Origin of the sequence: Desulfobulbus alkaliphilus (genome assembly GCF_016918545.1) — a bacterium.
Classification (GTDB): Bacteria; Desulfobacterota; Desulfobulbia; order Desulfobulbales; family Desulfobulbaceae; genus Desulfobulbus; species Desulfobulbus alkaliphilus.
This window is the reverse complement of the sequence record NZ_JAFFQC010000001.1, coordinates 148,462-171,812: the sequence shown is the minus strand read 5'-3', so window position 1 is coordinate 171,812 and position 23,351 is coordinate 148,462. Positions and strand designations below refer to the sequence as shown.

Annotated in this window: 24 protein-coding genes and 1 pseudogene; 13 read left to right on the top strand and 12 right to left on the bottom strand. The window is 55.9% G+C overall.

All coding sequences use genetic code 11. From position 1 onward, the window contains the following. Positions 1-26: 26 nt before the first annotated feature. The 4 genes from JWG43_RS00825 to JWG43_RS00810 all read right to left on the bottom strand — a co-directional run bounded on the left by JWG43_RS00825 (position 27) and on the right by JWG43_RS00810 (position 4,233). Positions 27-497, bottom strand: coding sequence for a flavodoxin family protein (locus tag JWG43_RS00825; protein WP_205240905.1), 471 nt, complete (start codon positions 495-497; stop codon positions 27-29). A 208-nt stretch (positions 498-705) separates the two neighbouring features. After that, entirely contained in the window at positions 706-1,566 is an 861-nt protein-coding gene (locus JWG43_RS00820) for a hypothetical protein (RefSeq protein WP_205240904.1), read from the bottom strand. Beyond that, a complete protein-coding gene (locus tag JWG43_RS00815; protein WP_205240903.1) occupies positions 1,563-3,263 on the bottom strand; it encodes a TraB/GumN family protein in 1,701 nt (566 codons plus the stop codon). The genes JWG43_RS00820 and JWG43_RS00815 overlap by 4 nt, the downstream gene beginning before the upstream one ends. Before the next feature lie 40 nt (positions 3,264-3,303). Next, entirely contained in the window at positions 3,304-4,233 is a 930-nt protein-coding gene (locus JWG43_RS00810) for a transposase (RefSeq protein ID WP_205240902.1), read from the bottom strand. Positions 4,234-4,627: 394 nt separating this feature from the next. Here JWG43_RS00810 and JWG43_RS00805 point away from each other — a divergent pair, with 394 nt between their 5' ends. Continuing rightward, positions 4,628-5,104, top strand: a complete 477-nt coding sequence (locus JWG43_RS00805; RefSeq protein ID WP_205240901.1) for a hypothetical protein — start codon at positions 4,628-4,630, stop codon at positions 5,102-5,104. A gap of 52 nt (positions 5,105-5,156) precedes the next feature. On the opposite strand, the pseudogene JWG43_RS20130 reads toward JWG43_RS00805, so the two are convergent. Beyond that, a pseudogene (locus JWG43_RS20130) lies at positions 5,157-5,240 on the bottom strand (HNH endonuclease); the annotation flags it as partial. 431 nt (positions 5,241-5,671) lie between these two features. Here JWG43_RS20130 and JWG43_RS00795 point away from each other — a divergent pair. The 5 genes from JWG43_RS00795 (at position 5,672) to JWG43_RS00775 (ending at position 7,384) form a co-directional block, all read left to right on the top strand. Further along, positions 5,672-5,986 carry a type II toxin-antitoxin system RelE/ParE family toxin gene (locus JWG43_RS00795; protein ID WP_205240900.1) on the top strand — a complete coding sequence of 105 codons (315 nt, stop codon included), beginning with the start codon at positions 5,672-5,674 and terminating at the stop codon, positions 5,984-5,986. Beyond that, positions 5,979-6,338 carry a helix-turn-helix transcriptional regulator gene (locus tag JWG43_RS00790; RefSeq protein ID WP_205240899.1) on the top strand — a complete coding sequence of 120 codons (360 nt, stop codon included), beginning with the start codon at positions 5,979-5,981 and terminating at the stop codon, positions 6,336-6,338. The genes JWG43_RS00795 and JWG43_RS00790 overlap by 8 nt, the downstream gene beginning before the upstream one ends. A gap of 155 nt (positions 6,339-6,493) precedes the next feature. Then, positions 6,494-6,775: a BrnT family toxin gene (locus JWG43_RS00785; RefSeq protein WP_205240898.1), complete on the top strand. Its 282-nt coding sequence runs from the start codon at positions 6,494-6,496 to the stop codon at positions 6,773-6,775. Then, positions 6,768-7,082, top strand: a complete 315-nt coding sequence (locus JWG43_RS00780; protein ID WP_205240897.1) for a CopG family antitoxin — start codon at positions 6,768-6,770, stop codon at positions 7,080-7,082. Before JWG43_RS00785 ends, JWG43_RS00780 begins: the two co-directional genes overlap by 8 nt. Positions 7,083-7,159: 77 nt before the next feature. Next, positions 7,160-7,384 carry a type II toxin-antitoxin system Phd/YefM family antitoxin gene (locus JWG43_RS00775; protein ID WP_205240896.1) on the top strand — a complete coding sequence of 75 codons (225 nt, stop codon included), beginning with the start codon at positions 7,160-7,162 and terminating at the stop codon, positions 7,382-7,384. A gap of 105 nt (positions 7,385-7,489) precedes the next feature. Here the strand turns inward: JWG43_RS00775 and JWG43_RS00770 are convergent, their stop codons facing one another. Next, entirely contained in the window at positions 7,490-8,683 is a 1,194-nt protein-coding gene (locus JWG43_RS00770; RefSeq protein WP_205240895.1) for an ATP-binding protein, read from the bottom strand. 571 nt (positions 8,684-9,254) lie between these two features. On the opposite strand from JWG43_RS00770, the gene JWG43_RS00765 reads away from it, so the two are divergent. The 7 genes from JWG43_RS00765 (at position 9,255) to JWG43_RS00735 (ending at position 17,620) form a co-directional block, all read left to right on the top strand. Further along, complete coding sequence (locus JWG43_RS00765; protein WP_205240894.1) at positions 9,255-10,505, top strand: ATP-binding protein; 1,251 nt, start codon at positions 9,255-9,257, stop codon at positions 10,503-10,505. Positions 10,506-11,211: 706 nt separating this feature from the next. Further along, positions 11,212-12,819, top strand: coding sequence for an ATP-binding protein (locus JWG43_RS20005; protein ID WP_205240893.1), 1,608 nt, complete (start codon positions 11,212-11,214; stop codon positions 12,817-12,819). Between the two features lie 184 nt (positions 12,820-13,003). Continuing rightward, positions 13,004-13,261 carry a hypothetical protein gene (locus tag JWG43_RS00755; protein ID WP_205240892.1) on the top strand — a complete coding sequence of 86 codons (258 nt, stop codon included), beginning with the start codon at positions 13,004-13,006 and terminating at the stop codon, positions 13,259-13,261. Between the two features lie 218 nt (positions 13,262-13,479). Continuing rightward, on the top strand, positions 13,480-14,643 hold the full coding sequence (locus tag JWG43_RS00750; protein WP_205240891.1) for an ABC transporter substrate-binding protein: 1,164 nt from the start codon (positions 13,480-13,482) through the stop codon (positions 14,641-14,643). A 177-nt stretch (positions 14,644-14,820) separates the two neighbouring features. Then, positions 14,821-15,237: a nucleoside-diphosphate kinase gene (ndk, locus tag JWG43_RS00745; protein ID WP_205240890.1), complete on the top strand. Its 417-nt coding sequence runs from the start codon at positions 14,821-14,823 to the stop codon at positions 15,235-15,237. A gap of 184 nt (positions 15,238-15,421) precedes the next feature. Further along, positions 15,422-16,327 (top strand): nucleoside recognition protein, encoded by a 906-nt coding sequence (locus tag JWG43_RS00740; RefSeq protein ID WP_205240889.1) that lies wholly within the window; start codon positions 15,422-15,424, stop codon positions 16,325-16,327. A gap of 108 nt (positions 16,328-16,435) precedes the next feature. Then, a complete protein-coding gene (locus tag JWG43_RS00735; RefSeq protein WP_205240888.1) occupies positions 16,436-17,620 on the top strand; it encodes an MFS transporter in 1,185 nt (394 codons plus the stop codon). A gap of 29 nt (positions 17,621-17,649) precedes the next feature. Here JWG43_RS00735 and JWG43_RS00730 read toward each other — a convergent pair whose 3' ends face one another. The 6 genes from JWG43_RS00730 to JWG43_RS00705 all read right to left on the bottom strand — a co-directional run bounded on the left by JWG43_RS00730 (position 17,650) and on the right by JWG43_RS00705 (position 23,306). After that, positions 17,650-18,693 (bottom strand): extracellular solute-binding protein, encoded by a 1,044-nt coding sequence (locus JWG43_RS00730; RefSeq protein ID WP_205240887.1) that lies wholly within the window; start codon positions 18,691-18,693, stop codon positions 17,650-17,652. Then, positions 18,690-19,457: a spermidine/putrescine ABC transporter permease PotC gene (gene potC / locus JWG43_RS00725; RefSeq protein WP_205240886.1), complete on the bottom strand. Its 768-nt coding sequence runs from the start codon at positions 19,455-19,457 to the stop codon at positions 18,690-18,692. The genes JWG43_RS00730 and potC overlap by 4 nt, the downstream gene beginning before the upstream one ends. Beyond that, positions 19,454-20,308 carry an ABC transporter permease subunit gene (locus tag JWG43_RS00720; RefSeq protein ID WP_205240885.1) on the bottom strand — a complete coding sequence of 285 codons (855 nt, stop codon included), beginning with the start codon at positions 20,306-20,308 and terminating at the stop codon, positions 19,454-19,456. The genes potC and JWG43_RS00720 overlap by 4 nt, the downstream gene beginning before the upstream one ends. After that, positions 20,298-21,419 (bottom strand): spermidine/putrescine ABC transporter ATP-binding protein PotA, encoded by a 1,122-nt coding sequence (gene potA, locus JWG43_RS00715; RefSeq protein WP_205240884.1) that lies wholly within the window; start codon positions 21,417-21,419, stop codon positions 20,298-20,300. Before potA ends, JWG43_RS00720 begins: the two co-directional genes overlap by 11 nt. 93 nt (positions 21,420-21,512) lie before the next feature. Continuing rightward, positions 21,513-22,373, bottom strand: coding sequence for a YitT family protein (locus JWG43_RS00710; RefSeq protein WP_205240883.1), 861 nt, complete (start codon positions 22,371-22,373; stop codon positions 21,513-21,515). A gap of 84 nt (positions 22,374-22,457) precedes the next feature. Then, positions 22,458-23,306, bottom strand: coding sequence for an arginase family protein (locus JWG43_RS00705; protein WP_205240882.1), 849 nt, complete (start codon positions 23,304-23,306; stop codon positions 22,458-22,460). Positions 23,307-23,351: the final 45 nt, after the last annotated feature.

Below are 23,351 nucleotides of genomic sequence, written 5' to 3'. Positions count from 1 at the left end.
AACGGCCGCATCCCGCGACCGACTCTTCAGGGAAAAATGCCGAAATCCAGGCCTGCTGCCAAGGTATGGCCCAGTTCTTCCAGGTCAATCAGCTCGGCTTCTGTCGGCTCGCCCACGACCCGGAAATGTTCCAGTACTTTTTGCCATTTGTACCCCTGCGCTATTCTTTCAATCTGGGTAAGGGCCCCCCGCCCATCGTTGCCGGCACAGACAAAAACCACAAAGGGCAGACCAATGGTCCGCTCCTGAGCCGCTGTATAGGTTCGGTCAAAAAAGTCCTTGATCATGCCGGCCATGGTGCCGAAATATTCCGGGGAGCCAATGGCAACAGCATGACACTGCAGCAGGTCCTCCACCTCGGCAAGCTCTGCTTTTTTGAGCACAACACGGATGTTTTCTTCCCGGGCCGCCCCCTGGGCGAAACGATGGGCCATCCGTTCCATGGTGCCGCTTTGCGAATGGTAGATCACCAGAATGCTCTTTTGCTCTTCTTTCAACCAGACCTCCAGTTTTATATTTCCGCCGAGAAAAAATGGGGTCAGACCTCCAAGTCGACAAGATTTGAGGCCTGCCTGGCGATACAACGAGTGGCTGGAGTCACTGCAGGGGGCTCTGCATGGATGAAGAGCCTGACCTTGACAGTGAGCATGCATTCCTTCTCTATCTGACCCCAGTGGACAAACTCCAGAGGCCGGCAGCAGACAGTTACTCTCTCGATCGCCACCACTGGTGCATCCTGTACAGCCAGCCTTCTGGTGTACGTTCCCAGCTCGTCTCCTGGCAGGGTAAAAAAGGAGTGGCGCCCCATTTCTTTTTAAAGAAAGCGATGGAAGGGTTGATGCCAAGACCAAGATTGACCCTGAGCTGGCCGCGCTGTTCGCCTTCCCGCTGCACGGCAAGGAGCAGCAGGTCTGCCGTGCCGGGCGGAGCAACATCCGGGTCTCTGAAGGTAAACATGTAGAAAGCGGTGGTCAGGGAGGAAAAATCACCAATCGTATATCCGGCAAGTCGTCCGTCCTTCATTCGGGCCGAGATGAGTACTACACTGGGACAAGTCGCTAAATAAGTGGAGACCTGGGCAAAGATGTGGCGTGTGCCCGGAGCAAGGATGCGATCCTGAAGGTAACGGGAGATCAGAATAGTGTGATCCTGGTTCATTGTGCGTTCCTGCTCAAGATGGAGTTCCCGCTGGGCGCGGCGCAAAATGTTGCGCAGCTTCTGGCCTGGAGCTGGGTTGGGAATGGGCAGGCTCAGGTAAGCGTCTGTCGGCGCGGGTATCTCGTCTGCTGCAACCCCGGCCTGAGGGGGGCGAGAGGCGGCCAGCACCGTGATCCGCCGGGCCGTGCTGACCGTAAGGGCCGTGTCCACACTGTTACGGAGGGCCTGTTCATCCCAGGGATCGTGCACAGGATAGCCAATGAGCACAAGGCTGTCACTGTATTCGTAGCCCAGGCAGGAGTCGAACAGCCGCGGTTGTCCACCGCCCACGACCCGGCCATAGCAAACAAGCTGTTCCGGCACCACAGCCTGAGCGGCGACACGATCCAGGCGATCCGGGCCGATCATGGTACTTTCTCAACCCTGAACCCGGCGTCGGTCAGCATATCTCGGAGATTGAAGATATGGGCCGAGCCGACAAAAACAGCGCATCGCCCGGCCTCGACCATGGGCAGCATACGTTCCAGGAAGACAGCGTCCCGACGACCGATAACCATATCCGTACGGGAGGGGAACTCGGCGCTGGTCCCCATCATCTGATCCAGATCGCCTTTGAGGTAGGCCTTCATATTCTGGCGGGTATAGCGTTTCCAGTGTCCGCAAGCGCGGAAAAAACGGACGATGCGTTCCAGCGGGATGCTTTCCAGGGTTTCGATCTGCTCCGGGATGCTCTCCAGGGCCAGAACATTCTTGCCCATTTCGTGCGCCAGGTGCCAGGCTTCCAGGTCCACGGATTGATTCCAGTCCAGGCGGCGCAGAAAGTGGGTCCAGAGGGAAAAAAACGCCATCCAGTGGCGGGCGTTGGTCAGGAATTCCACGACATCCAGCGGGTTGGGGTCCGCCAGACCAAAGAGTCTTGCCCAAGGGCCCCGTGGGCCACAGACGCTATGGTCCAGGGCGCGGATTTCCTGCTCGGTCATAGCAGTAATCAGTCTGGGTGCTTCCGGTTCCGGGCGCCTGCCAATCTCGGCAACCTGGTCTAGACTCTCCTTATCCAGCGGCCCTTCGAAGACGACAGTGTCCACCTGGTCGAACAATCTGCGCAGGGAATGCTCGAAACTATAGCAGAAGAAGTGGGCCGTACCCCCGATCCAGGAGGTCCGACCGTTCTTCTCGATCTTCCACAGCATCTTGAAGGTCCGCTGGGGAGGCAGACTGGCCCAGTATTCCTGTTTGCTCATGGGCCTTGATGAGGGGCTGACCAGGGCCTGCATCAGATCACCAACATCCCGGCGCAGGCTGCCTGTTTCCCGCCATTGCGCCATCTCATAGGTAAGCGTGGGCACGGCGCTCCATTTTTCCTTGAATCGCCGAATGCCGGAGTTCACCCCCAGGCCCAGGTGCAGATATGTCTTGTTGCGAGTCCTGGCCAGATGAATCATTTCCAGAAACAGCAGATCCGAAGCATAGGGAGTGGGGTGAGTGCGGGAGTGGGCACCGAGGATGTAACTCAAGAAGGATCGAGGGGCGCTGTCCAGCAGCAGACAGGCGGCGAGATGGCCATTCTGATCCCAGGCATTGAGCAGAGAGAGGCCGGGACAAGTGGTGATGACGCTTTCGGTCCGAGCATAGAGTTCCAGGATATGGTCCGGCATAGGGCCCCGGCTTGTGCATTCAGCCCAGAGACGGCGATGGGCTGCAGTAAACCTGGTGCTCTCTTCGACCTGCAGGATGCGTGCAGCTCGTTGGGCAAGACGAGTCGGGCGGGAAGGGAGTGGACTGTCCGTGGTCAGAATGAAGAACTGGTCCTGTGAGCGACGGTGTGGACCAAGGCGCTCGGGCAAGGATGGGCTGATGGCCCAGCATTGCTCTGCCCTGGTCATCTTCTGGGCATCCCTGAGGGCCTGATCGAATTCCCGGGTGGCATGTTCATCGGAAACGCCGGTAATCGGGTAGCCAACAGCCAGCAACCAATTTTCGGCATGAAGAAACAGAAAAGACCCCACCAAAAAAGGCAAACCACCGGACATGGCCTGCATGAAATGCACTGAATGCTCCGGAATATCGGCCTGCGCCAAAATCAGGTCATACTGGGCAGAGGTCATCTTCTGCAGGATGGGGTCAGGCCTCCAAGTCGACAAGTTTTCAGACCATTTTCATTAGTGTATCGAGTTTGGCGGAGAGCGCGGCGTCAGACTTTGCGCGGTCAGATAAGCGCCGAACCGCTGAACTGAGTGATCCTGGATCACGATTGACTCGGATGGAGACCTGCTCCAGATTGCCGGCACCGGCTTCACGGGCCAGCCATGCGAGGGCGGCACGGGCCTCGCTCAAATAGCGTTGTTGCGATGGGCTTTGCAGCTCCGCACGGTCGATGCCGTAGACCTTGAGAACTGTTGCCTCGACGTGCTGCAGAGAAACGTCCCGAGGCGGCATGTACTCCGCCGCCAGCGCAGTAGCCGCGAAATCGTCGCTGCCAAGAATGCGGGGATCGGTACCACCGCAATGAAACTCTTTGCGATATGCTTCGTCTAAACCATCCTGGAGGAAGCGAGCATAAGCCTTGCGTGCTTTTCCTGCCTGTCTGCCGAACTGTCCGAGGAGTTCATCGGTTGTCAACCATGGCAGGTTGTCCAGGCCGAGATAGGCAAGGTGGCTGGTCCAGGGATACTGGTCCGGGCTTCGCACCATTCCAGCGCGTAGCGGATTGAGATGAATGTACCGGACGAGTTCGAGCAAATAGCTCTCACCGTCAACAAGCACGGCTTTGTAGCGGCCCTGGAAGAGGTGGCCGGTCCGTTTTTCACGTTGGTTGACCCAGCGGGTGTAGCGAAACGAGAGATTCTGTAACCCGCGTGATAACGGCATGTTGCCGGCCTGAAGGACAAGGTGGAGATGGTTGGTCATGAGGCAGAAGGCGTGCACCCGGTAGTCGAACCGGCAGGTGCCTTCCTGCAGGAGCAGTAACAACCGGCAGCGATCGGCGTCGGCAAGAAAAATGTCCTGCCCACCATTGCCGCGCAGGATGATGTGATAAAAGCCACCGGATAGATGGATGCGAGGTTTGCGTGCCATGAGGTGTTTATACCTGCAATGTGTAATCTTGTCAACTTGTAGGCCTGACCCCCTTGGTCGCTCTACCATCCTGGATGCAACAAGCGTTTCCCAGTCGAGCTTTCCTGCCTGTCCGCCCAATTGCCTGCAAAGATCTTCAGTTGTCAACCATGTCAGGGCATCCATGCTGAGATAGTGCCCGACCGGAAACGGCCATTTCTCCCCTGGCCCTTTGTTGCGCTGTCAAATGTACTCCTTATCCTGGCCACCGTTGCCGCGCGGGACGATGTGATGCAAGCATAAGCCAAGCATAAGCAGCCGGGAAGATGCTTGCGGGATTGCTGCCATGAGGCGTGTGCATCATCAAGGGTTGATCTTAATAACTTCTAGGCCTGACCCCCTTGGTGAGCGTCCGATGAAAGATCTCGATGCCCCACCGTTTGGTGTACCAGGCAATGCGCTCGCAGGCATCGGCAAAGGTCCGCGCCGGGACGGTGGTGAGCAGCATCCATTCCAGGGGTTTGACACCGGCAGGCGGATTCTTTTCACTGGCCAGAACCGCCCACAATTGGATCGGCGGCAGATCCCGGCGCTTGATGACCGTCTGATTCAACAAGCTATAGCCCAGGTGCTGGTGCAGATCTTTGCGGCCCACGATGCCGTGTACCAGGTCCGTCAGTACATCCGCGAGGGATACCTCGTGGCTGTCGATACCGACCTGGCGAAGTTTTTCGACACGGTGGAGCACGATGTCCCCGATGCCAAGTCAGAAATGGCTGATGCTCTTGTGCAATCCAGCGCAACCCCAAATCACTCGTTAACTGCAGTGCGGTTAATTGCCCGTGGGAAAGCAAAGAAGAACATCTCAACACTTCGTTGGCACCAAAGGTAATCAACCCTCGATCAAAAAGAGCGTCGAGATTGGCGGTGAGGAGGAGGCCGTTGAATACATTCAACCGTTCCTTATCGTTTTCGCAGGCCGACCATGGCTTGGCTTGGCTAGCAACTAATACCGCAGGCTGGTCAATGCCGGCGACGGCACAGGCACCGACCCATGGCCCTCATCATAAACCCCAATATTGCACTGATGGGGGCAAGCATGCCATACACACGCCTATGCACATGTGTATAGCTTCTTAAGCACATGTGCATAAAATTAGGTTGGACGTGTATAGTACGAATACCGTTTTGCGCCATGCTGCTCAACCTTTTTTTCTTTTTCTAGTCGCTTCAGAAGATGGCATATAAACCCTAAAAGAAATTGGGGATTGTCTCGGTATTCATTATACAACAGTCAGCAAGGTGGTGAGAGGAAAGGTAAAAAAGTGATATTTCAAGACCTGACCCTTGCTGTGCACGTTGGGCGAAGGAAACTTGCCCTGTGTCGGTCTGATTAGCCGCCATTTCCTACCTTGACCATTGTTATCATATTTGCTAACTTTTAGCCATTCCCTACTCGATGGAATACTTCCACCCCAAGGTCAGAGATGAGATTGAAAACTGGCCTGTTGGCATTCTGGCAGACTACGCGCGACTGGTTGAACTTTTGATCGAGTTTGGGCCGAGCCTGCGCATGCCGCACTCGCGCGCCATGGGAGGCGGAATTTTCGAATTGCGGCTGCGGGGTCGCGAAGGAATCGGACGTGCACTTTATTGCTTTGTCGTCGGGCAGAAAGTGATCATTCTTCACGCTTTCGTGAAAAAGACTCATCAGGCCCCCGAGCATGAGCTGAAGATTGCCCGGAAAAGAATGAAAGAGGTGCAAAATGGCTGAACCTACATATCAACCAGTTCTCCACGACCAGAAGGCGTTTCTCGAAAAAGCTTTGAAACGTAAGGGGTTCAAGGAGGCTTATGAAGAACTCGAGGAGGAGTATGTCTTGGTTCGCGAATTGCTGGCAGCGCGCGCCAGGGCCGGCTTGACCCAGGAGGAGGTTGCGGAGTTGATGGGGACGACGAAAAGTGCTGTGTCCCGCCTGGAAGCAGCAGGGAAACACGCCCCTTCCGTGACAACTCTGAAAAAGTACGCACATGCTGTCGGATGCCACCTCGAAATCAAACTGGTGCCGGATACTCGCCCAAAAGAACGCTCAACTCGGACCGCTCGCAAGCGGTCGGCCGGGTAGCTGTCCGGCGTTAGCAAATATTTGGGGTCAGGCCTAGAAGATGGCAAGATCGTGCATTGAAGGTATGCTTGCCCCCGCACGTAAACCCTTTGAAAATAGGGGAAGTGACCCTAATTTTTGATGACAATAGGCACACAACGCGTTATTTTTAAAAAATGAAACAGATCAATTGGAATGCAGAAAAGAACCAACTCTTGATGACTGAGCGGGGCATATCTTTCGAAGACGTGTTATTTGCACTGCAATCCGGAAAATTACTCGATGATCTTGTTCATCCAAATGCTAATACATATCCAAATCAACGCATGTTCGTGGTCGAAGTTGATGAATATGCCTGGCTCGTTGCTTACGTTGAAAATGGAAGCGAAATTTTTTTAAAAAGCGTTATCCCCAGCCGAAAGGCTACAAAACATTATTTGAGGGGGCCAAATGAGTAACACATTAAACCGAGAAGACCAGGAATTGCTGGAAGCATTTGAAGCGGGTGCTTTTACATCAGAATTAAAAGACGAGCGACGTGCTCAACTTGCCCGGTTAGCAGGGGAAACGATCAGAAAAGATAAACGCATCAATATCCGGATTTCGAGTCGTGACCTTGAAGCGCTGCAACGTCGCGCTTTGGAAGAGGGGTTGCCCTACCAGTCACTCATCTCCAGTGTGTTGCATAAATATGTCTCTGGTGGTCTTAAGGATGTTACAGCCAGCAAAGCAGTTCGGCGAAAAAACCATGGAACTCCACGTTAGAGATGGAAGATTAACAAGCCATTATTGCCGATTATCGATTATATTATATGCCCATTCAACACAGCAAGGGACATAGTATGCAGATCGTCAAAGCCTCTGTGTTTAAAGCAAAGTGTTTACAGTATATGGATGAGGTCAACAAAACCGGTGAATCCATAGTGATTACCAAAAATGGGGTGCCTGTGTCCATTTTGCAACCGTATCGTACTGTTCCCGGGTCCCTTTTTTGCCTGCACCAAGGGAAGGTGGAAAGTACGGACGACCTGGTTGCACCACTCAATATGAGCTGGGGTGCAGAGTGATGGAAAATTAGGGACACTTCCCCAATTTTCATGAAGCAGTACGTGCCAATCTGCCACAGTTCACAAAAATAGGGGAAGTGTCCCTAATTTTTTACTGACCGGACACTACTGGGAAGTGTCCCTGGTTTTTAAAATCTTGCCCACATCCCGCCAGCTGAGCAACCGCGCTGTTGAACGTTGCTGGGATGACTCGCCGCCATAAACTACCACGTTGTCGAGATGAAGGGACAGGTCGGCTGCCTTGATTCTTTCTGCAATCTGTGCAAATCCCCTGAAAAAATCAGAGGCAACCGTCGCCGCGGACTTGACCTCAACGGCATGGAGACAGTCGCCTCGCTGCACCAGCACATCCATTTCCAATCCACGGCTTTCACGATAGTGGTGCAGATTTGGCTGTTCCCCTTGGTGGACCAGTGATTTATAGAGTTCCGATACCACCCAGCTTTCAAAAATAGCCCCTCGCAAAGGATGCAACCGGAGTTGGCTCGGTTCTCTGATTTGCAGCAGATAACAGGCCAATCCCGTATCCAGGAAATGAAGCTTGGGTGCCTTCACTATTTGTTTGCGGATGTTGACATGCCATGCCGGTACCCGGTGAATAATATAACTTGCCTCCAGGATCGATAACCAGGCTTTGGCCGTATTATGCGAAACTCCGGCATCGCTCCCCAGTGACGATAAATTTACCTCCTGCGCCGTTCGCCCGGCACAAAGCTTGAGAAAGGTAGAAAAAGTCAGCAAGTCGCCAACATTCATGACCTGGCGGACATCACGTTGTACATAGGTGGCAACATAATCGGCCAGCCATTGATGGGCCGGGATATTGTGATCATAGATCCTTGGGTAAGCCCCTTGCCAAATGAGGGTAAAAAGTTCATCCGGAACCCCGGAAAAGCCCTGCAGTTCGTCAAAATCAGGGGGCAACAGGTTCAGTACGCCACAACGCCCGGCAAGGGATTGAGAAATAACTTGAGATACACCGAAATGCTGTGAACCGGTGAGAATAAAGCGGCCAGGCTCCTTGTTTTCGTCGACTTCGGATTGTACATAGCTGACCAGCTCTGGTACCTGCTGGATTTCGTCAAGGACGGCCCCCTGTCGGTATTCGGCCAGAAATCCCCGTGGGTCGCTACGGGCAAAATCACGGAAGTCCAGAGATTCGAGCGAGACATAGGGTTTATCCGGAAAGGTGGCTCGACACAAGGTAGTTTTGCCTGCCTGCCTGGGGCCGGTCACTGCGACAACTGGATAATAGGTGGCTAATTCCAGTAACTTTTCTTTGAGTTTTCGAGTAATCATCCGCTGAAAATAACGATTTTTTCATTGATTGTCAATTGTAGTTACATTTCATGCGTTTGTTTATTTTGTGGGGTCAGGCCTAGAAGATGCCAAGATTATACGTTAAATTATTCACGCCCTGGCACGCAGGAAAAACACCGGATATTGATGAAGATCTCAGTACCGAAAGATTATTGCGAGGGGCTCCGGCACCAGGACAACAACAGAAAGTTGTAATGAGTTAATGCAGCAGACATGCAAATAGGGGAATATGGTAAGAAACTGTTTGAAGTAGGGCGGTAGAAATTACACTTCAAAATCGCCCTTGCTCAATCCAGACTGCCTTATTTTTGATGCAAGTGTTCCTTGTGGGATTTCCTTTTTCGGGTCAGGAACAATAGAAAATCAGGGACACTTCCCCTATTTTCATAGAGAGAAATGGCCAATCTCCCAAAGCACACAAAATAGGGAAGCGTCCCTGGTTTTTTCCGTGCCGTTGATCCGAAATTTACGCTGACGTATTCCTATATTTACGACTATAGCCTCCGGCATTTACGTTGTCATCTTCCATGATTTACGTTACCATGTGCCCATGGACACGACATTCCTTTTCCCGCGTTGGATCGAACCGCTCATTGCTGAAGCCCTTCTGGATACGCCTGTCGTGTTGTTGTCAGGTCCTCGTCAGGCCGGTAAGACAACGCTGGTACGGCAGATCGCGGAGCAACAGGGATTGCGCTACCTGACCATGGATGATGAGCTGATATTGCTGTCGGCACGGGAAGACCCTGTTGGGATGATTCGCAGCCTGGATCGGGCCGTGATCGATGAAATACAGCGTGCACCTCAGCTACTACTGGCCATCAAGAAGAGTGTGGACGAGGACCGGCGGCCTGGCCGTTTTCTGCTCACCGGATCGGCGAACTTGATGGCATTGCCAACCGTGGCCGACTCACTCGCTGGCCGGATGGAAACACTGTCGTTGTTGCCTTTGTCGCAGAGCGAAATCGAGTCGCGCTCAGTAAATTGGATCGATAGTGCCTTTGCCGGTCGGATACTCAAGGTGGATCAGCCCGCACTGGGAAGCGATCTGATTGAGCGTGTACTTCGTGGCGGCTATCCCGAAGTGATTTTACGTGCGTCGGCCAGGCGCCGTGTAGCTTGGGCGCGTCAATACATAGACGCGATGATCCAGCGTGACGTCCGCGATGTGGCAGGTATCGAGAAGCTCGATCAGTTACCGCGATTCCTACGTGCCCTGGCACAGACGGCAGGACAAATGTGCAATTACACCCAACTCGGCGGCCAGGTTGGATTGGACGGCAAAACCGCCTCGCGTTACGTCGGTGTATTCGAAAAGATGTACCTGCTCAAGCGCATTGAGGTCTGGGCACGTAATCGCCTGAACCGTGTGGTGAAGACATCAAAACTGCAGTTCGTCGATTCTGGATTGCTGGCTTCCTTGCTTGACCTGAACGCTGAGGAAGCGCATAAAGATCGCACTCGATTTGGTAACGTGCTGGAGAGCTTTGTTTATGGTGAACTGCTCAAACACACGACCACGGCAGATGGCGACTATCACGTAATGTACTACCGAGATGCGGACAAGTTCGAGGTCGATGTCGTGATTGAGAGTGCCGCGGGACAGCTGGTGGGAATCAAGGTGAAAGCTGCCGCCACCGTCAAGGAAAACGATCTTCGTGGGCTCAAGAAGCTGGCCGGTCTTGCGAAAAGCCAATTCAAGATGGGCGTTTTGCTGTACGACGGCTCCGAGACGATGCCCTTGGGGGGCGGGATCTGGGCTGCGCCGTTGTCGAGCTTATGGGGGGGCGCTCTTAAATAACGCGGGCATTCTTCGGGGTCAGTCTTCGGGGTCATCTTCGGGGTCAGGCTTGGAAGATGTCAAGATCGTGCTTTGAAAATATACACTCAACTGGTACTTGCAACCTGCGGAGAAAACCATCGCCCGGTCTGCGGCGTCACCATGGCGGATCCGTTGGAAGGCAGCATGCAGTCAGATGTGGTGGTATGAGGCCAAGGCTCGATAAGGGGTTCGTTGGATACCCGCGTGGGCAGGCAAAAAGACGCCTGCCCACCCTACTGCTCGCACGATTTTATTGAACAAACATGGTGAGATATCCTTGGTTTGGTGGGCAAAAGGTTGTATCGTTTGGCCACGCGGACCCATGCGGTTGCCCTCTCTCAATCGAACGGTCGCAGACAATACAGCTGAGCTGCGGACGTGCCCTCATGGATCCGGGGCTATCAGAGTGTGCGGGTGGGGGGCCGGTCTGCCCAGCGTGCAGATCTTTTATTAATTTTATCGCGAAATCCTTTAATTTTAGGCATAAATATCCTGCTGAAGGAAGGAGAAATGTATGCGTAGGAACGATTGATTTTCGTACATTGAGGGTTGGTGAATACCGGGTAGTGGACCGCGCGTTGCCTTGTCCAGGGTCGATGTCTCTGTGCTTGCGGTTGGTCCTCGTCGTGGCAAGGAGATATTTCCCGAGACGTTCAGGCGAGGGGAGTGAAAGGGGAGTGCGTTGGTGCAGCATGGATTGAAGGTTCATATCACCACCACCCTGCTGGCTGTGCTGATCGCGGCTACGGGGCTGAGCTTTTTTGTCATCGCCTCCTTCTGGCTGCGGGATGGGGCCCTGTCGCTGGCCAGGGAAAAAGAGCTGCAACTGGCTCTGCTGGCCGCAGTTGCCGGGCAACAGGCGGGGAAATCGGCGGATCAGCCACCCCATGGGGACGCTTTTTTTTCCGTACTGGCCGTGGAGAGTCTGCGGGACTCCGGGGCGGTGGCAGTCTGTCTGCGGGTCGGAGCAGAGCTGGCCTGCTACGGTGACGAGGACGTGCATCATGCCGATCTGAGCCGGATGTTGACGGAACCGCCGACGGCGCCCGCCCGCTCCCTGCACGGTCTGGCCCGGGCCGGAATGGTGCCGGGCAGGCGCTATCTCGATCTGACCCTGTCCCTGGACAGTCCCGATCAGGTCAGGGGTGCCCTGGCCCTGCGCTATCCTCTTGCCCCCCTGAATCAACGCATTCATGGCCTGCAGCGCTATATCATCGTCTATCTGGGGGTCAATCTCATCATTCTCCTGGTCATCGGTTTTTTCCGCCTCCATCGGGGCGTGATTCGGCCGGTGGAGAGCCTCATCCGCCGTACTGATTCCTACACCGACGAGGGGGGAATGCCCTTTCTCGCCCTGGAGGGCGGCAACCAACTGGGGCAGCTGGCCGGTTCCATGGAACGGATGCTGGGCCGGATCAAGGCGGACCGGGAACAGCTGCAGCGCCATCTTGTCTCGCTGCAAGAGGCCAACCAGGAATTGATCGCCACCCGGGAAGAGATGGTGCGGACGGAAAAGCTCTCTTCCGTTGGCCGTCTGGCCGCCGGTCTGGCCCATGAAATCGGCAATCCCCTGGGCATTGTCCAAGGGTATCTGGGGCTGATCAAACAAAAGGATTTGAGTGAACAGGAACGGCAGGAATTCTCCACCCGGGCTGAACAGGAAGTGCAGCGGATCAGCCGGCTGGTGCATCGGCTTCTTGATCTGTCCCGGCCGGTGGCCACTACCAGCGGCGATGTCGATGTCCATCGGGTGCTGGGCGAAGTGATCGACCTGCTCCGCCCCCAGCCGCTACTGGACGGCATTGATCTGACCAGCCGACTGGAGGCGGCGGAGTCCGTGGTCCACGGCAATGCGGCGCAGTTGCTGCAGGTCTTTCTCAACTGCTTGATCAATGCCGCTGATGCCGTCCATGCCGCCGGTGAGCGCGGGACCATCGAAGTACGCAGCGAAAATATAGATCATGCCGGCAAGCCGGCCCTGCGGGTTACTATCGCCGACAGTGGTATTGGTCTGGCGGAAGGGGAACGCGCCAATGTGTTTGACCCTTTTTTCACCACCAAGGAACCGGGCAAGGGCACGGGGCTCGGCCTTTCGGTCTCCTACGCCCTGCTCAAGGCCATGGGTGGCGACATCAGCCTCGCCAACCGGGTGGAGGGCGGTGCCCTGGCCACCATTGTCCTGCCCTTGCTGCTTTATGAAGACGAAAAGGGGGACGAAATGGGCGATGGAATGGGGGATGAACGGGCCTCCATCTCGACCGCAGCGGGTGAGCAAGGGGAGGAAGCAGCCTGACCTCCGGCGAGCATGGCCCTTCCCGGGCCACGACAGAGGCTGCTGTCGGCAGCAGGCTCCCGTCCCCGGCAACCCCGAGCCTGCAGCCGGAGGGGGAGGTAGCTGAGTTTCTCGCCCGCTGCTGTCTGCTGGATATCGAGACCAACGAGCAGGACGCCATATACGCCCTGGGCGCGGTCCATGGATGAAGGATCAGGTCGACGGCTTCAGTCGTCTAACCGGCACCGATATCGCCGCGGTCCTGTCCGGTCTGCTCACCCTGCCGGAGCGGGGTGCGGTCCAGGAACGGGTCCGTCTCGGTGATCTCGAGGATGCGACCTTCCGCGATCGCTGCCATGGGGAGCATTGGCCGGTCCCCATAGTGGAGGTGTATTGGTGCCCGCCGTCTGCCAGGGGCTATGATCAGGCCCGGGTAGGGTTTGAAGATCGCCTGTATCCGTGACGGATTGCGACGGATTTTGACGGATGCAGGGGAGTGTCAAGCGCCCCTGAGGACGGCTTCTGTCCCGGAGCGTTGGCAGGCTCTGTGGCCTCGGAGATCATCTGTCCTGAAAACCCGCCTGCCCACGGGTATTTGTTGACTTGATGAAGAGGATTTGTCATAACAACGCCATTCATTGTTCCAAAAAGGATGCTATGTCCATAACCGAGGAGGAAAGGATGAAAAAAGGACGTATTGCACTCCGGGCGCTGCTTGCCGGGTGCCTGTTTGTGCTGGGTTGTTTGATGATGACATCTCTTGCCCATGCGGCCTCTATCAAGATCGGCGCCATCTTGGCGGAAACGGGTCCGGCGGCCTTTCTCGGCGGTCCGGCATCCCGATCGCTGCATATGCTGGTTGAAGAGATCAATGCCGAAGGCGGCATCAACGGCAAACCCATCGAATTGATTGTCAAGGATTCCGGCGGCAGCCCGGAACGGGCGATCTCCTTTGCCAGGCAGCTGATCGAAGAGGATAATGTCTTTGCCATTATCGGTCCTTCCACCAGTGGTGAGAGTCTCGCCATCAAAAGGATTGCCGAGGACGGCAGGACCATCATGATCTCCTGCTCCGCCGCCGAGTCCATCGTGACCCCGGTGTCCCCGCATGTCTTCAAGACCGCGCCCAGCGACAGTTATGCGACTCAGCAGATTTTCATGACCATGGAGGAAATGGGGATCAGCAAGATCGCGGTGCTCGCCGCCAACGACGGGTTCGGCAAGGCCGGCAAGGAACAGTTGGCTAAAAATGCCCCGGATTTCGGTATCACCATCGTTGCTGATGAAGTCTATGATAAAAGCGCCACCGACCTGTCGGCTATTGTCGCCAAACTCAGGGCCAATCAGGACATTGAGGCGGTGGTGAACTGGTCGATAGTTCCCGCCCAATCCATTCTCGTGAAAAATATCCGCCAGGCCGGCTGGGATGTGCCCATTTTTCAGAGCCATGGTTTTGCCAATATCAAGTATGCCGAAGCCGCGGGTGTCGCCGCCGAGGGGATCATCTTTCCGGCCAGTCGTCTCCTGGTGGCCGATTCTCTGCCGGAAGGCCCGCAAAAGGATTTTCTGCTCCACTACATCAATTCCTATGAATCCCGCTTCAACGAAAAAGTCTCCACCTTCGGTGGACATACCTATGATGCCATGCTCATCCTCAAGCAGGCGATCGAGGTTGGCGGTGATGATCGGGAGAAGGTTCGTGCCGCCATCGAGAACATCACCGGTTTGATCGGTACCGCCGGGATCTTCAATTTTTCCGAGACCGATCACGGCGGCCTGGGCCTGGATGCCTTTGCCATGCTCACGGTTCGCGACGGGCAGTTTGTCCTGCTCGAGGAAGAATGATCTGACCAGTTGCCGGGGCTTCCTGTAACTGACATAGATCGGCGCCTGAGAAAGAAGACGGGGGATGGACCGCAGCGTTCGGTTCATCCCCCGATTTGTTCATTGATCCGAAAAAAAGATCCAGCCGTTACGGATTCAGCACTTTTATCCATTTTCTCAACAAGGAGACTTTCACTCATGGAACGAACATTTGCCATAATCAAACCCAATGCCTTTGTTGCCGGCAACGCGGGAAAAATAATCAGCCGGATCTATGCCGAAGGGTTTACCATTGTCGGCATGAAGAAACTGCTGCTCAGCAAACGCGAGGCTGAAGGCTTTTATTATGTCCACAAGGAGCGGCCTTTTTTCGGCGAATTGACCGATTTCATGTCCAGCGGCCCCTGCATCGTCATGGTGCTCGAAGCCGAAGGAGCAATCCAGAAGTGGCGCGATCTGATGGGGGCCACCAACCCGGCCAATGCCGCTGAGGGCACTCTTCGCCGCGAGTTCGGTGCATCTCTGGAAGCCAACGCCACCCACGGCTCCGATGCCCCGGAAACCGCTGCCTTTGAAATCGGCTATTTCTTTTCCGGATTGGAGTTGCTGGTCTGATTCGGTGGCCCCGGTGCGGGGCAGGGGGTGGGGGAGTTTGATGTTCGTTGTTGTACTGCCCTCTCCGGCTTGTATGGTGGACACGGCTGGTTGGTGTCCACCATTGTTTTTTGCGCTGCCACGCACCATCCTTTGCTTGTAAATGCTCACGGATCCAGGCTCTTTTCATGGGAGTACCCGGCCTATGCGCCACCTTCTCCGCGACAGCCTGCAATCGGCGGTGCGCAGCGCGCTGCTCATCCTCAAGTTTATCGTACCGCTGTATATCCTTGCCGATATACTGCTCTATTTTGACCTGCTCCGCTATGCCGGTGTTCTTTTTGCCCCTCTGACCTCCCTGCTCGACCTGCCCCCGGAGGCCGCCATTGCCCTGGCCGCCGGAGTGCTGATCAATATCTACGCGGCCATCGCCTTGGCCGCGCCCCTTGACCTCTCACCCTATCAGTGGACCATATTGGGGGTGTTCCTCGGCGTCTGCCATTCGATCATCGTCGAGAGCGCCATCATGGCCAGGCTGGGCATCTCCTACCTGTATTCCGTCCTGCTGCGCGGCATCGGTGCTTTTCTCGCCGTCCTGCCGGTGCTGTTCATGCCGGCCTGGTTTTTCAAGGGAACCGCCGCCAGAGGCGAGGTCGCCGAGGTCGCTGCCCACCACCATCCCGACTTTCTGATGATGCTGGCCCATTCCCTGAAAAAAGCGCTGGTGCTGTCGGTGGAGATTATTGTCCTCATCAGCCTGATCATTGTGGTCATGGACCTGCTGAAATCCTCCACCCTGGTGCGGAGGCATCTGGACCGCTTCAATACCTCGTTTTCGATTATCGCCGGCCAGTTGCTTGGCATCACCTACGGTGCAGGTATCCTCATCCGCGAGGCATCCAGGGGGACGCTGAGCCGTCGGGATATCCTCTTCATCGGCACCTTTCTGATGATCTGTCATTCCCTGGTGGAGGATGTCCTGCTTTTTGTCCTTTTCGGGGCCAATTATTGGATTATAATAGGCGTCCGCCTGACAGCGGCTCTGGTCATCAGCTTTGTGCTGATGCGGGTGTTCCGGGTTGTACCCATGCGCCTGGTGATGCGTTCCTGAGCGCGCAAGCGATCACAAGCCCCCATTTTTGCACGGACGCAGCTGACCACATGGAAAAGGGGACATCCGTCAGACCGGCGAGCGTCCCTCGCGCGAGGAGATTCAACCGTGTCGCTTCTCACCCGTTTCTGTTCACCCGGGCCCTTGGCCAAAATTTATTTCTGCACCATAATTACCTTCTGCAGCCTGTACGCAGCCCAGCCCATCCAGCCGGTCTTTCAGCAGGAATTCGCCTTAAGTCCCCTCCAGGCCATCTTGTTCACCACCCTGATGATGCTGCCCCTGGGGTTCGCGCCGATGTTCTACGGGATCCTGCTGGAATCGCTGTCCGCCCGGCTCATTGTCCGCACGGCCATCCTCCTGCTCGGCATCCTGGAGTTGCTGTTCAGCCTCACCAGCAGCTATCTGCTGCTCCTGGTGATACGCGGTCTGCAGGGGATGGTGATCCCGGCCATTCTCACCTCGCTGGTCAGTTATATTTCCTTTACCGCCCCTCGGGAGGACGTGCAGGCGGCTGTGGCCCGCTACATTGCCGCCACCATTGTCGGCGGTTTTCTCGGCAGGTTTCTTTCCGGCCTGTTCACGGACCTGTTTGGTTGGCGGTTTTTCTTTTTTCTCCTTGGGGTGCTGCTGCTCTGGGGGTTTTTTCTCCTGCGTAACCTGGAGAAGGACGCCAATCTGCAGTACAGTCGACCCCGCTTTGGCGAGGTGGTGGCACTGGTGCGCCAGCCGGTCTTTTTCTGGCTTTATCTCTCCATTTTTTCTGTTTTTTTTGTTTTTGCCGGCTTGCTCAACTTCCTGCCTTTTCAGTTGAAGGTCATCAATCCCGATTTCGGTGAGACCGGAATTGGCTTCATGTATTTCGGCTATGTCATGGGGGTGGTGGTTTCCTTGAATGTCCGTCGGATGATTGATTGCTTTGGTTCCGAGACCAGGGTGGCTCTGGTCGGGCTTTTTCTGTACCTGGTCGGTATCCTTGGCTTCATGGTGCCGGATCATCGGGCCATGTTCATGGCCATGTTCGTTTTCTGCACCGGCATGTTCATGGCCCATTCCCTGCTGTCCGGATATGTCAACACCCTGGCGAAAAGCAAGAAAGGCATTGCCAACGGCGTCTACATCTCCTTCTATTATCTCGGCGGCGCCATCGGTTCCTTCGCGCCCGGAGTTCTCTATGAGCAGTTCGGTTGGAACATATTTTTAACCGCTCTGATGGTGATGGTGGGTGGGGCGCTCTATTTTCTGGTCCGTCTGCAGCGGACAGTTGCCGCGGTGCAGGCGGACCAGCATTGAGACAGATGCCCGGCTTGCCTGAAAAACCTCTATTGACCGGTCTTCAGGTTCACCCAATGCTGCTCATAGAGTTGCAGGGTCGCATCGTCAAGACTGTCAAGAAATTCACCGCGAGCCACGTCTTCGGGATCCGGATTGACGATCCTGTTGTCTTTTATCTCCGGGGCAAGATAGGCAAAGGCAGCCTTGTTGGGGGTGGAGTAGCCCATGGTCGAGCTGATTTCGGCTGAGATCTCCGGCCTGAGGACGTAGTCGATGAAAAGGTGGGCCGCCTCGATATTCTCCGCTCCCCTGGGAATGCAGAAACTATCGAGCCAGAGGCTGAAACCTTCCGGCGGGTAGATGTACTCAATGGCCGGGTTTTCGCTGTTGGCGATAAAGGCCTCGCCGTTCCAGACCACCCCGACGGCGACTTCCCTGGAAAGGAGGGCCTGTTTGGGAGAATCAGAATCAAAAACCCGCACCAAAGGCATCAGGGTCCGCAGTTTTTCAAAGGCCTGCTGCAGGTGCTCGGGATTGGTCTCGTTGACCGAATACCCCAAAACCTTGAGGCCGATGGCCATGACCTCGCGGGGATCGTTGGGCAGCAGCAGGCGGCCCCTGAGTTCCGGTTGCCACAGGTCGGCCATGCTTTGCACCGATTCCGCCGCAATCATGCCGGTATGAACCGCAATCGAAGTGGAGCCCCACATGTAGGGGATTGAATACTGATTGCCCGGATCAAAGGATTGATTGGTAAAGCGGGAGGCAATGTGAGCGAAATTGGGGATTTTGCTGGTGTCGACCGGCAGGAGCAGGTCTTCCCGCTGCATCAGGCCGACAAAGTCGGAGGAGGGGACCACCAGATCATAGCCGCTGCCGATCAGGTTTATTTTTGCATACATGGCCTCGTTGCTGTCATAGGTGGAGACATTGACCCTGATGCCGGTTTCCCTGGTAAACGCGGCGACTATCTCATCAGGGATATATTCGGACCAGATATACAGGTTGAGGACTCTGCTGGAACTGTGCGCGGAAGCAGCAAGGCATAACAGCAGCAGGGCGGTGGAGAGGACGGACACGAGTGTTTTCATTTTTTCTCCTTGAGTAGAATTTTTGTGAGAATGAGGGCAATGATGGTGAACACGATCATTGCCACGCAAAGGGCATTGACGTCCGGTCGGATGCCGAGGCGGACCATGGAATAGATCCGCAGCGGCAGAACCTCGAAGCCCGGTCCGGTGTTGAAAAAACTGATAATGACGTCGTCCAGGGAAAGAGTGAAGCTGAGCAGCCAGCCCGCGGCAACGGCAGGCGCGGCCAGGGGCAGGACAATGTGGCGGAAGACCTGATATTCACTGGCCCCCAGATCCCTGGCCGCGTCGATGACATCGTGCTGGAAGCGGTGAAAACGGGAAAATACCGTAATGGCCACAAAGGGGACACAGAGCACGATGTGGGCCAGCAGCAGGGTATGGAAACCCAGGTTGAGGGGCAGGGCGAGAAAAAGCAGCAACAGGGAAATGGCGATGACAATGTCCGGCGACATCATCATGACAAAAAAAGTGCCGAACAGGAGACGACGACCGGCAAAACGGTATTGATGGAGGACAAAGGCGGCAATGGTGCCGAGGAAGGTGGCCAGGGTGGCGGCAGAGGCGGCGATGATCAGCGAATTGACCGCGGCGGTCATCAGGCCGGTGTTGTGCCACAGGCGGACATACCAGTCGAGGGTGAAACCGTGCCAGGCCAGGGAAAAGCGTGAATCATTGAAGGAAAAGACCGCCACCACCACCAGGGGCAGATAGAGAAAGAGAAAGATCGAGGCGGCATAGCCGCCCTTCAGCCATCGGCTCATTTGAGATGTCCTCCACCGGACCGGCGACTGGCCAGATAATAGAGGAGGAGTAGGATCCCCATGGCCACGGTCATGGCGACACTGGCGGCCGCGCCCATGGGCAGGTCACGAAAGACAAGGAACTGGTCGCGAATGTAGTTGCCCAGCAGCATGGAACGGGCGCCACCCAGGATGTCGGCAATATAGAACATGCCCAGCGCGGGCAGAAAGACCAGCATGGTGCCGGCGATGATGCCGGGCATGGTCAACGGCACGATGATGCGCAGGAGGGTCTGCAGGGGGCCCGCGCCCAGATCGCGACCCGCCTCGATCAGTTGCAGGTCCATCGCTTTGAAAGCAGCGAAAAGGGGGAGGATCATGAAGGGCAGCAGGGTGTACACCAGACCGATGAAAACAGCCACCGAGGTATACATCAGTTGCAGGGGCTGGTCGATGAGACCGAGACGCAGCAGCAGGGAATTGATGATGCCGTCGGCTTTGAGCATGATCACCAGGGCATAGGTGCGGATGAGGGAATTGGTCCAGAAAGGGATCATCACCAGCAGCAGCAGCAGCGGCTGGGCCTTTTCTCCGCTGCGGACCAGGATATAGGCAAAAGGATACCCCACCAGTAGGCAGAGCAGCGCCGTGCCCGCGGCCAGCAGGGCTGAATCCACGGCCATGCTGAAAACGGCGGGGGAGAACAGGCGGGTATAATTGGCCAGGGACCAGCCCGCGGCCTGGAGGATTTCGCCACCCCGTTCAAGAAAACTGGTCCGCAGGAGGATCAGATACGGGACAACAGCAAGCAGGCCAACCCAGATCAGGGTGCCGCTGATCAGCAGCTTGCGGAAGAGGATATTATCCTTCATGGGGCAGCACGACCTCCCAGCCCTGGAGCCAGCCCAGGGCAACCTGATCACCGGGCCGGAAGGAGAGATTGGCACTGTCTTCGTCAAAAAATTCGGTGACCTGTACCTGGTTGCCATTATCCAGCATCACCTCGACATCGTAGGTGGCACCATGATAAAAAATGCGTTGGACGGTTCCCGGCAGTCGGGCCTGGGCGAACTTAGCCGACAGGCTCCGGGATTCGGCAATGTCGCGTTCCTGTTCCAGGCGGACATCCTCCGGGCGTAAGAGAACATGGAGCTGTTGTCCGGGAAGAAAATCGCGCCGGCTGTGCAGGGTTACGGCAACCCCTTCGACCAGGGCATGGTACGTGTCCGCTCCGGACCGTGAGACGACCACCCCGTCGAGGATATTGATGTCGCCGACGAAACGGGCCACAAACAGATTGACCGGGTTTTCGTAGATCTCCATGGGGGTGCCGATCTGCTCGATGCGGCCTGCCTGCATCACTACCACTCTGTCGGACATGGCAAAGGCCTCGTCCTGGTCGTGGGTTACCAGGATGAAGGTGATGCCCAGCGCGCGTTGCAACTGCTTGAGTTCCTTCTGCATCTGTTTGCGGAGACGATGATCCAGGGCGGAGAGGGGTTCATCCAGGAGCAGGACCCGGGGTTTGTTGATCAGGGCACGGGCGATGGCAACCCGCTGCTGCTGGCCGCCGGAAAGGGCCGCCGGCCGTCGCTGCTCCAGGCCTGAAAGCTGCACCATGTCCAGGGCTTGGGTCACGGCGAGACGGATTTCCCGGGACGAACGCTTGGCCATGCGCAGACCAAAGGCAACATTGTCATAGACCGTCATGTGGGGGAAGAGGGCGTAGTTCTGGAAAACGGTATTGACCGCCCGTTTTTCCGGGGGGATCCGGTCCATGTCCTGGCCGTCGATGCGCAGGAGGCCGCTGGTGCAATGCTCAAATCCGCCGATCAGGCGCAGCAGGGTGGTCTTGCCGCATCCGGAGGGGCCGAGGAGGGAGAGAAATTCGCCGTCGGTCACTGTCAGGGAAATGTCGGCAAGTGCTCGCTGACCGTCGAAATCCTTGGCGACCTCAATCAGTTCAACAACCGTCTTTTTCAATCAGTTCTTCTCTCGTTGCTGGCCGTTCATCGGAAACAAGTGAACCTGTACATTTCCAACTCTTGCGGGTTGCGGCGGGCAGGGTGCCAAGGGTCAGTAAATTTTCCGTTTGCCGAAACTGGAACCGATGACGTTGAAGCTGTTTTCGACAATGAACAGGGCATGTTCATCAACGGTAAAGACGATGCTTTCTAGCTTTTTCAGTACCAGGTTATTGGTGATGGTCATGAGGATCAGTTTGTCTTGACCGCTGTAGGCCCCTCTTCCCTGGATGTATGTCGCTCCCAGTTGCAGTTTTTGATTGAGCTGCCGGGAAATTTCCTGGTTGTGATCGCTGATGACATAGACGATTTTCCGTTGATTGAACATCGACAGCACGTATTCCACCACCACCGAACTGATAAAGACCAGGATGATGGAAGCAATGAAAATGTCGGGAGTATCATACAGGGAGGCGGCAAAGCCGAACAGGACGACGTTGAACAGGAAATAGACCTTGCCGACCCCGATGTTGTAGCGGGTGTTGAGAATGACGGCAAGGATGTCGAGGCCGCCGGCGGATCCGAGGGAGCGCAGGGTGATACCGGCTCCGGCACCGCAGATGATGCCGCCGGCCACGGCGGCGTAGATCTGCTCTTCTATGTGGAAGTCAAGGATGATCAGCCTGGTGCAGATACTGACCACGATGACGCCGTAGAGGCTGTAGAAGAAAAAACGTCTGCTGACGAAAAACCAGCCGATGGCAAACAGAGGAATGTTGATGAGCAGGTACCAGATAGGTGGAGACAGCAAGCTGGTCTGGTAATAGATAAGCAAGGCACTGCCGTATGCGCCACCGGTGATAAACGTTTCATGGATGACAATACCGTTGATGCCCAGGGAAAAAAGAATCGAACCCAGGGTGATCAGAAGGATGTTCCAGGCAACGGTGTTGGCAAGAAAGGCACGGGTCATCGGGTGGTCTCATACGGCTGAATCCGTGACGGCTGGACGCTCATGGATCCAGGATAGGTTCACTGTTTTTCGCCCCAGCCGCTTTCAGAGAGTGGGCTGGAGAACACAAATCAGGATCTTGGCGATCAATTTGGCTGCCAGCAGTTGCGCATGGGGGTCGTTTGGGCGGGGAACGAGTCCGGTGATATCAAAACCGACAATGGATTTTTCCCTGGCGGCTATCCGGATCAGCCCGTTGAGGGTATACCAATCCAGTCCTCCCGGTTCCGGTCGGATAACCGCGGGCATGCAGGCCGGGTCCAGTACGTCGAGATTGATGGCGACATAGAGTTTTTCCGGGAGCAGGTCAATGGCGTCGACCACCGCGTTGAGTCCGTTGGTGTGGATGTCCCGGGCAAAAACCAGGTTGTCGAGATGGATCGCCTTCCGTTCGCTTTTGGTCATGCTGCGGATGCCGACGTGAGAAACGGGGCATTTTTCACGTATCCGGGCCATGACCCCGTTTTCCTGCACGCTGTCGTGACTGCCGGTGATCAGGTGTGGGTGGGCACCGAGATGAAGGACGCCCAGACCGTTATATTTTTCCGCGGCTGCCCGGACCATGCCGAGGCTGACCAGGTGACTGCCACCGATGCCGACGACCAGTTTGTTTTTCTTGAAATGCTGAGTGGCCTGAGCAATCAGCTCCTCCATCGCCTCCTGGGGGGAGGCAGGGCAGGAAAGGGGGGGCAGGGTGTGAATACCCAGTTCGGTGATGTCGGTGTTGGTTTCAGCGTCATAGGATGACAGCATATGGGAGGCTAGCAGAATCGCCTCCGGCCCTTTGTCCAGAGCCAGGGCTGCCGGGGTCAAGCCACCGCAGGGAATGGGGAGAATGACCGCTTTTGCTTGCGCGTAGGCAGGCTTCTTTGCCGACAGATTGAGAAAATTCATGGGTAGCACCTCGAAGGGCAAAGATGGCGCTGGGCCTCCGGAAGG

Excerpts from the sequence above, each read along its gene's own strand:
- JWG43_RS00820 (WP_205240904.1), bottom strand. The coding sequence starts at position 1,566 with ATGATCGGCCCGGATCGCCTGGATCGTGTCGCCGCTCAGGCTGTGGTG.
- JWG43_RS00780 (WP_205240897.1), top strand. The coding sequence starts at position 6,768 with ATGAGTAACACATTAAACCGAGAAGACCAGGAATTGCTGGAAGCATTT.
- JWG43_RS00710 (WP_205240883.1), bottom strand. The coding sequence starts at position 22,373 with ATGACCCGTGCCTTTCTTGCCAACACCGTTGCCTGGAACATCCTTCTG.
- JWG43_RS00770 (WP_205240895.1), bottom strand. The coding sequence starts at position 8,683 with ATGATTACTCGAAAACTCAAAGAAAAGTTACTGGAATTAGCCACCTAT.
- JWG43_RS00720 (WP_205240885.1), bottom strand. The coding sequence starts at position 20,308 with ATGAAGGATAATATCCTCTTCCGCAAGCTGCTGATCAGCGGCACCCTG.
- JWG43_RS00790 (WP_205240899.1), top strand. The coding sequence starts at position 5,979 with ATGGCTGAACCTACATATCAACCAGTTCTCCACGACCAGAAGGCGTTT.
- JWG43_RS00755 (WP_205240892.1), top strand. The coding sequence starts at position 13,004 with ATGAAGGATCAGGTCGACGGCTTCAGTCGTCTAACCGGCACCGATATC.
- potC (WP_205240886.1), bottom strand. The coding sequence starts at position 19,457 with ATGAGCCGATGGCTGAAGGGCGGCTATGCCGCCTCGATCTTTCTCTTT.
- ndk (WP_205240890.1), top strand. The coding sequence starts at position 14,821 with ATGGAACGAACATTTGCCATAATCAAACCCAATGCCTTTGTTGCCGGC.
- JWG43_RS00730 (WP_205240887.1), bottom strand. The coding sequence starts at position 18,693 with ATGAAAACACTCGTGTCCGTCCTCTCCACCGCCCTGCTGCTGTTATGC.
- JWG43_RS00765 (WP_205240894.1), top strand. The coding sequence starts at position 9,255 with ATGGACACGACATTCCTTTTCCCGCGTTGGATCGAACCGCTCATTGCT.
- JWG43_RS00785 (WP_205240898.1), top strand. The coding sequence starts at position 6,494 with ATGAAACAGATCAATTGGAATGCAGAAAAGAACCAACTCTTGATGACT.
- JWG43_RS00795 (WP_205240900.1), top strand. The coding sequence starts at position 5,672 with ATGGAATACTTCCACCCCAAGGTCAGAGATGAGATTGAAAACTGGCCT.
- JWG43_RS00750 (WP_205240891.1), top strand. The coding sequence starts at position 13,480 with ATGAAAAAAGGACGTATTGCACTCCGGGCGCTGCTTGCCGGGTGCCTG.
- JWG43_RS00810 (WP_205240902.1), bottom strand. The coding sequence starts at position 4,233 with ATGGCACGCAAACCTCGCATCCATCTATCCGGTGGCTTTTATCACATC.
- JWG43_RS00815 (WP_205240903.1), bottom strand. The coding sequence starts at position 3,263 with ATGACCTCTGCCCAGTATGACCTGATTTTGGCGCAGGCCGATATTCCG.
- JWG43_RS00775 (WP_205240896.1), top strand. The coding sequence starts at position 7,160 with ATGCAGATCGTCAAAGCCTCTGTGTTTAAAGCAAAGTGTTTACAGTAT.
- JWG43_RS00705 (WP_205240882.1), bottom strand. The coding sequence starts at position 23,306 with ATGAATTTTCTCAATCTGTCGGCAAAGAAGCCTGCCTACGCGCAAGCA.
- JWG43_RS00740 (WP_205240889.1), top strand. The coding sequence starts at position 15,422 with ATGCGCCACCTTCTCCGCGACAGCCTGCAATCGGCGGTGCGCAGCGCG.
- JWG43_RS00805 (WP_205240901.1), top strand. The coding sequence starts at position 4,628 with ATGAAAGATCTCGATGCCCCACCGTTTGGTGTACCAGGCAATGCGCTC.